The following is an 8,229-nucleotide window of genomic DNA, read 5'->3' on the forward strand; positions in this document are numbered from 1 at the left end:
TGTAATTTGTTATTTGTTATTTGGTAGAAATGAAAGGAAAAAAAATGCACAGCCATTTACAAAAAAGCATCAATCACAATCGACCTCAATTTAAACAGGTAAAAGCGGTTGTTGTTTCTCATGCGGGCAGCGTAAAAAAAGTGCTGCAGCCAAAATTAAAAATTGGCCCTCCTAATGATAAGTATGAACAGGAGGCGGACAGGGTTGCCGAGCAGGTGATGGCTATGTCGAAAGCTAGGCAAGCTTCACCTGTCAATAATACTGCGGCTTATCGTGAAACTGTGCAGCGGGTGTGCAGCAAGTGTGAAGGAGAAGAATTACTGCAGAAAAAATCAACCGATGCTCCCTCCCCGTATATGACAGCGGACATAAACTCAAAAATCGATGCATTAAAAACCGGCGGACAACCTTTGTCTTCTTCTGAGCGCAGTTTTTTTGAACCGCGTTTCGAAGCCGACTTTAGTGATGTACGGCTGCACCGGGGACAGCAGGCCGCCGATACCGCTCAGACAGTGCATGCCCGAGCATTTACCTACGGTAACAATGTGGTATTCGGTGCTGGGCAGTACTCGTCCGACTCGACACAAAGTAGAAAACTACTCGCCCATGAGTTAACCCATGTAGTTCAGCAGAACGGCAGGGGCAATGCCGTGTCGGATGCTGTGCAGAGACAAACAGATCCAACAACAATGCCGCCCTGCAGCGATGAGCTGCGGGATGCCCAAAATACCGCTGCGGTTTTAGTGGCGGCAGGCCGCCGAGGAAGCGCATTTTTGCTGCGGTTAAATGCAGCTGAAAGAGCGGACTGGCGTGACTTATCTGCTCTATGCCGAAGCGACCCCGAACAATGTCCATCAACAAGAACTGCGAGGTTAAGCCGCCTGCACGGTCGCATCCATGCCGCTTTGGATGTACCTGCCCCCATTGGCAGCGCTGTGTATGCTCCGATCCGCGGTCGGGTTCTTATCGCCTCATCCAGCACTGGCGGTTATGGTAATAATGTACTGCTGCAGCATGATTGTCCGCCGCGCACGAGCGCTGCTGGAGATAGACCTGTCAGTACATTTTATGCCCATTTGGATTCGCTGGATGTATCAGCTGGTGACGATGTTGCTGCCGGCTCTCAAGTTGGCAGTGTTGGCATGTCAGGACGGGGAGAAGGTGCTGTTAGAGAAGGCATGCAGCCTCATCTGCATTTTAGTGTGCAGGCAATTCTAAGGGGGCAAGGGCCGACCAGTGAGCGAAATGGGAATACACGATTTAGAGGTTCTGATTATGAGGAAAGAGCTTCAATTCGTATTCATCCTAGGCAATGGTTAACCCAGCTGGGTATTGCCGTGGTGCCTTTGAGTAGCGCGCTTGCCGCCCAAGAAGCTCAGCAGCCGGAAACGTCTCCAGAGCCGTCTGATGTGCCGGTCCGCCGTAAGGAAAGTAATTCGCTCTCGGCGGAAACAAGTCTTAAAAGCAACAATGATGTTATCCAGCGTCTGCCGCTGGATGAGCAGGAACATTTTCCTGCGGGGGGGACGCTTCCCTATGCAAGTGCAAGAGAGCTGCACGACTGTATATCAATAATGGGAGAGGAAAACGCGGCGTTTTGTAGAGAAGAGTTGCTGGGACCACCACCGGGGCAGTTATTGACTGAACTGGATATTGGTCAGACTGGGGTAGCTCTTTATACTACTTCTGTCGGTCAATTTTACCGTTTTCCTGCTGTTGGCACACATACAAATAATCGCAGCAGACCGCAGTTTCAGCACCCGCAGTCATCCATGGTGCAGTATTCCGGTGCTGCTGATAACGGCAGCGCCTTTCTACGCCCGGAGATCGTGAACCCCCTCAATAGAATGATGTCGGCTATGCGGGCTGAAGGCGCCAGATTAAATGACCAAAGTCTGCTGCAGGCATTTATCGCGGTTGGATATCGGCCCCCTAACCAGCATGAGGGTGATCTTTATCTTGATGCGTTAAGGCGTACCATCATACTCAATCCTGATATTTTCGGCACGCTCACTTTTCCTGCAGCCTTACTAGACGATGCGCGCAGTGAACTGGGGTTTTCCGGTTCGACAGCGCACCGGCACTTTCGAGATGCCGTGGCTGCCCAACCCGGCTGGAATGCAGCTCTGGCACAACAGCTGGTGCGTATTACCGCAGGTTTTAAAGCGCCGCGCGGTGGGTCGACACATCATTCCGGTTTGGTGGTGGATATTAACTTTCCTTATGCAGTTAGTAATTCAAATTTTCAAATGCATGGTATCAATCGCAGTCATAATGCCAATGCGCTGCGTGCAGCTGCGGGAGTCTGGTTATCACGTTTTTCAACTGATTTTGGTTTCGACAGTTATAATACGCAGAAAGAAATATGGCATATGGAGTGGCGCAACTGGCCGGGTAGCACAGCAGATCCAAGTATATAAAAGTTCATATATTGAGGTTAATAAAATGCAAAATATGCAGCAGCGTGTCACAGCACGGCATACGACAGGTAAAAAAAACAAAACTGTCTCCGTCTCCCATGCGACCGCCGTTCAAGATATTCTGCAGCCTAAATTAAAAATTGGTCCTGCCGATGATAAATATGAGCAGGAAGCCGATCGGGTGGCTGAACAGGTCATTCGCATGACCGAACCCAAAGAGAAAAATACCACTCAAGGAAACGCTAATACTGATCGAACAACATCCTCCCTTTTAGCAGGCAGTGCAGAAAATTCGATTCAGCGGCAAGAAGAATCTAAGCAAAAAGATGCGAGAGGCGTGCGAATCCAGCTCAAGGCTAACAATCTACCTCGGAGACAACAAGAAACAGATTTCGATGAAGACGAAGAAGATCGCATACAAGCCAAGGGCACCCCGGGACATACTTCTCAGGTGACCCCAAATGTTGCCGCCAATATCCAAAATTTAAGAGGTGGTGGTCAGCCCTTACCAACAAATCAACGGCGCTTCTTTGAATCGCGTATGGGACAGGACTTCAGTGGTGTCCGAATCCACACCGGCTCTAAAGCCACCGATACCGCACAGGCAATTCAGGCCAAAGCCTTTACCATGGGCAATAACATTGTCTTTAATACTGGTCAGTATTCACACAACAATCAGGAAGGGAAAAAATTACTCGCCCATGAATTGACGCATGTGGTGCAGCAGCGCGCGACGGACGCACCGCCGCCGTCGACCATCGCACGCACACCAGATGACGATTTCGATAGCGACGTGCACGCCGACCGCTTAAAGAAGAAGGAGAAAGACAAACGGATCACTAAACTACGGCAACGTGGCAACACCAAGTCGCTACGACGCGCGGCGCGGGAAGCCGCAGCCACGATAGATCGGATGATCGGCGATGCAGAGAGCGGCGGCCACCAGTCTGCTTCACTCAAAAGCAAGCAGCAACTGACGAACAAGTTTCGCAGGCAACTGGATCTCTATCGTTTCGACGAACTGACCGATATTGATGAACGAATGGGCCGAACCGCCAAGGGCGACAGAGAGCGGAAGAGGCTTGTAGCTCGCAAGAGGGCCATCGTTCTGGAGCGCACCAACAAGCAATTCACCTTCGACGAAGCACTGCGCACGCCGCGGCGGCGCGGTGTGTCTGTCCAGCAAACCTATGTTAGCGGAGGGCCGGCGGCTCCCCAGCATGAAATCGTTGAGAGACGCGGTGGTTTCGCCCGGCCCGATTTTTCTGATACGACCCGTAGTGCCGGCGAAAGCGCCCGGCTCCATGTCAACCTGAAGTCGAACGACATCAGACACATTGGGATGGCTGGCGCACGGAAGATCGCTAAGCAAGCACGTGTCCAGGCGATTAAGAACATGTATGGCGACCCCAAGAAGCGCGGTCGAATCGGCCACTTACTAGTGAATGAACCCGTCGTCATCAGTTTCAACGACCGGCCCCGCGACCGCGCTGTCCAGGCGGAAATGGTAAGAATCATGTTCGCGGACGATGATTCTATCAAGGGTGCAAGACCCCGTTCAAGTCCGATTGCACAGATACGCTTCGCAGAGACTACGGTGTCGCGACCTGTCGCCTCGGGGAATAACCTCGGCTCGCCGGGATCAAGCACGCCCGGAAGACCCCAAGCTCAGGGCAAAAGAGCTCGGATTTCCAACGCGAAATTTCCCGCTGGTGAAAGGCCGCCTGCGCGTTCTGTCTCAGGAGAGATAGAGTCGATTTCCCAGGTATCAGGCCGATCATCCGCATCTGAAAATAGCCTTGGATCGCGGGGATCAAGCACGCCCGGAAGCCCCAAAGCTCAGGGCAAAAGGGCTAGGATGTCCAACGCGAAATGGCCCGCTAGTGCAGGGCCGCCTGCGCGCGTTGCCAACGGAGCGATAGGCGGAAGTAGTTCGCCTGGAGGCGGTAAACTTCGGAGGTCGGGAAAACCGGGGCCGAGGCTAGGATCGGTAACACACTCTGGAGAGGCTGCCCCGTCTACGACCGGCACTGGTGGAAGACGGGTCAGCGCTGCCGTAGCAGCTGATATTGTCGCTATTGTCGCTGTGCCCATTATTAACCATTTTCTCGAAGAATATCACAGCGAAAGAAAAGCAGAAGGTTTTTCCAAGTTGACGGAACAAGCTCTCGCGAAGGCTAATCCAAGGTACCTCGCTGCGATCGAAGCCAATAGCTCGTCGATTGAGGCGGCACAAGCGCAGGGACGCCGAGTTCGCCTTCATGTCGTGGTTGAAACTGGTTCCGTGACCCATGTGGATAACGATCCGATCGCGGGTTCGGGACTATCGAGCGGAGAGTGGTCCTACGTGGCGAACGTGAAGGATGTGCAGGTTGTCTTTGAGGGAGACAAACCCAAATCCTACGATCCCAACACCAATTGGGCCGGCGATGCGTTCAGATTCCTGGTGGACGTGCGACTGCACTACTCATATCGCGACTATCCTATTGAAGGCACAGACGAGGAAGTACGGCGGAGGAACAAGGTTATCAAAGGCGTCGAGGCTGCCTTGGGCGAATCGCAAGTGGAGTTCGAGGAGCTCGTAGTGAAATCTCGGCAGGGCGATTTCTCTAAGGAATATCTACGCGAGTACGTGATGCACAAAATCGAATCGACTGGCGCTTTGCCTCGAGGTAGAGCGGGTCGCGGACCTGAGGTAGCAAAGTACTGGCGTCGGATGGAAGCACTTATCGACGGACCAATCGACGAGGTGATTGCTCAAGCCAAAGTTAAATCGGTACCCTTGGACAAGTTGCGCGCGCACGCGGTTTCGATGGGAGAGAGCGAATTTCAGTCCAAAGACAATTGGTCAAATGTCGGTGGCCTGATTGACGCACCATTGGAGGATCATTTAGCGGCAGATCGTCAAAGGTTTCTGTGGACCCAGCCAGCGTCGAAGAAGGAAGTATCCGAGCAGAGGGCGATCATCGATGTGCTCGAGATTAATCTCGCCCCCCTCCAGAAACGACTTGCGGAGGCCAGCAGGTCTGTCTACCGGAACAATAACGAACCGGCCCAACCAGACTGGGCGGCAAAGCGCCAGATAGAGCGGGAGATTAAGTCGATTCGCGAAAGCATCCGGATCGAAAAGAAGCTACTGAAGGATCTCGAGAAGCCGCCTTTCCGCCGACCGTAGGATAAAGAGAAAAAGTGAGGACAGCCACATTTTTTTAACTCATTTATAATTTACACTCACTATATAACCAGTGGTTTTATTTATAGTATTTAATGTAGGAATGACTCAATCACGTTTTTCGATACACCTTATTATCATTGTATTTCTCGCTGATTAAGACTTTTTGCATCTTATTTTGTTGATTTCTTTGATGCCCAGTAAATCTAAAATAATTTTGTATTTGTTTTTTGAGTGATCATTCGTATTAGTAGTAACGAAGTCACTTTTATAGTTGTAATACTCATCTAGACATTTATAGGGACATGCACCCAATATGCGTCTTTTAGGAGCCGAAACAGATTGAAAGGGCAGTAGAATATCATTTGTCGACTCTTTAGCGCTTCCATGAATCTTAGTTCTGATGCTCAGTTCTAATGTTAACGCCTTGATTTTAGCTAGATGCTTATGAGATGTGCGAAGAGTATCTGGCTCGGGGAAAAGCGATCGTGACGAGAGCTTAAATTTTCACCATCCAAGGCACTTAGGGGCACATCGCCTTAGAGCTTTTGCACTATTTATTTGTTGATATTACCCCATTTACGCTCGCTTGCTCCCAATAGCGAGCAAAAACGAAATTTCTTGATGTCGCGATTGGGTATTGAAAGGGCTGCTAAATGGTAAATGCGCATTAATACTCAACCATAACAATTCGAGAAAACCGCTAGAACTAAGCCTATCTTCGTGTAAAATCGCTATTTTTAAATTGGAATTGGTAATGGAAAGTTTACTCTACATTGGCATCTACCAGTCGTTGTTTACGATGCTATTTTTACTATTTAAAAATTCCAAAGCATCCAGTGACTACATTATTGTCTTTTGGATGCCGCTATTGGTATTGCCGATGCTTCTGCGCTTGTTTAGCCCCGAAAACTTAAATATTTCGCTTTGGGGATTGGACTCTATCAACTGTTATCCAGCCACTTACGGGCCACTATTGTGGCTCTACACCCGAAGCTTAACCAATGAAGTGCAAACGTTATCTTTTCGGGATCTGGTGCATAGTCTCCCCTTTGTAATACTTGCATTGTTACAGATTCTAGCGCCAGAAAAAAACCAAATCCCTTCTCTTGATGGCGTATCTATCGACGCTTTTTATCTGCCAAACGTAATACTGTCAGATATCCCACTATTTTGTTATTCGCTTGCCACCCTATGGCACCTCGTAAAACATCAGCGGAATATGCTAAATCACTACTCATACCTATCAAATATGATCACCTTAAAATGGCTACAAGTGCTTACGATTGGGTTTATTCTCTCCTTTTTAATACCGATATTTGCACCTGTTCTTCAACTTCCAAGCTTACTTCATACCCATGGATTTACTTTTGTGAGTCTAATTCTCATGCTGAGTTTTTTTTCTATGAAACAGCCTCGACTATTATTCCCTCAATCAGAATTACAAAACTTCGATCCGTCAGATGTACCTACTAGCGAATATTTCGATACTTCTGTTGCTCCATCACAGGAAGCGTTAATTCAATTGGAATCTAATCCCGCCACGCTTAAGCATGAAACAAAGGAAAAAGTTTCTGATGACCAAAATCAAAGCGAAAAATATAAAAATTCAGGACTTAACCAACAACAATCACATCGCTATTTACAACGTATTGTCACCCATATGAATGACAATAAATCTTATCTAGATGCAAACCTAACCCTTGATAAACTGTCTAATCAACTGAAGATGCCCAGACATTACCTAACCCAAGTACTTAATGAGCAGCTTGATAAAAACTTTCACCAATTTATCAATGAATATCGAATTAATACCGTTAAGGAGTGGATGATGAGTCAAGGAGGGCAAGAAATGACATTATTAGATATTGCTTATGAATCTGGATTCAACTCTAAATCCACCTTCAATACGGTATTTAAAAGATTGACTGAAATGACACCTTCTCAGTATCGCAAAAAATTAGACTAATTCTTTGCGTTTATTTAGCTAGGCACAATAAAAAGTGAAAGTCCAATTTCAAAAAATGGCTTTCACACACGAGGCTTATCTAGCCATCTATTATCAAAAAAGCCTTAATCATTATTGAGTTAAGGCTTTTCTATAAAATACTTTTATATTTTGCTTAAAGCTTATTGCTTCGGTTTAGGCTCACCTTTAGAACCACCAGGAGGCAAGCCCGATGATGCTTCGTTACCCGTCAAAGTAATTTCCACTTTGTCACGTGCTACATAAGTCGGTTGAATAACCTTGGTTGCCCCCCCTGTCACGCAACGCACGAAGTTATCGATACGGATATTATCTCCTTGGGGTCCGTGACCCGTTGAGAACTGACTTGCATCTCCTACTTTTGGGTCACTACGTTGAGCGCCTGCACCATGTACGTCAACCCACTGACCGCCCATATATCCTAACGAACGTCCAAAGGCAACGTAACCAGCGCTGCCTCCCTTCATTGGAGCGTCATCACCTGTATAAATGGCAGCGATATGCGTGTCACTGCTCCAAAAATAGCCATAATCATCCTGCCCGCCTTCGTTGGTGATCTTAGTGGTCTGGAAAACGGGATCAATGGCAGGGGAATGACTTGTTGATGGAGAACGAGAATAATCGACTATGCTCTGTAGCTCTTTTACATT

3 protein-coding genes and 1 pseudogene are annotated in these 8,229 nt (G+C 48.3%); 3 read left to right on the forward strand and 1 reads right to left on the reverse strand.

All coding sequences use genetic code 11. The features are described 5' to 3' along the window. Positions 1-44: 44 nt before the first annotated feature. The 3 genes from ACJAZP_RS06630 to ACJAZP_RS06640 all read left to right on the forward strand — a co-directional run bounded on the left by ACJAZP_RS06630 (position 45) and on the right by ACJAZP_RS06640 (position 7,561). Positions 45-2,420, forward strand: coding sequence for a DUF4157 domain-containing protein (locus tag ACJAZP_RS06630; protein WP_415229953.1), 2,376 nt, complete (start codon positions 45-47; stop codon positions 2,418-2,420). Between the two features lie 25 nt (positions 2,421-2,445). Further along, positions 2,446-5,595, forward strand: coding sequence for a DUF4157 domain-containing protein (locus ACJAZP_RS06635; RefSeq protein ID WP_415229954.1), 3,150 nt, complete (start codon positions 2,446-2,448; stop codon positions 5,593-5,595). A 754-nt stretch (positions 5,596-6,349) separates the two neighbouring features. Further along, positions 6,350-7,561: a helix-turn-helix domain-containing protein gene (locus ACJAZP_RS06640; RefSeq protein WP_415229955.1), complete on the forward strand. Its 1,212-nt coding sequence runs from the start codon at positions 6,350-6,352 to the stop codon at positions 7,559-7,561. A gap of 161 nt (positions 7,562-7,722) precedes the next feature. On the opposite strand, the pseudogene ACJAZP_RS06645 reads toward ACJAZP_RS06640, so the two are convergent. Further along, positions 7,723-8,229: pseudogene (locus ACJAZP_RS06645) on the reverse strand (hypothetical protein); the annotation flags it as partial.

The sequence above is a fragment of the Psychromonas sp. genome (genome assembly GCF_047632955.1).
In the GTDB taxonomy this organism is placed as follows: Bacteria; Pseudomonadota; Gammaproteobacteria; order Enterobacterales; family Psychromonadaceae; genus Psychromonas.

Excerpts from the sequence above, each read along its gene's own strand:
- ACJAZP_RS06640 (WP_415229955.1), top strand. The coding sequence starts at position 6,350 with ATGGAAAGTTTACTCTACATTGGCATCTACCAGTCGTTGTTTACGATG.
- ACJAZP_RS06630 (WP_415229953.1), top strand. The coding sequence starts at position 45 with ATGCACAGCCATTTACAAAAAAGCATCAATCACAATCGACCTCAATTT.
- ACJAZP_RS06635 (WP_415229954.1), top strand. The coding sequence starts at position 2,446 with ATGCAAAATATGCAGCAGCGTGTCACAGCACGGCATACGACAGGTAAA.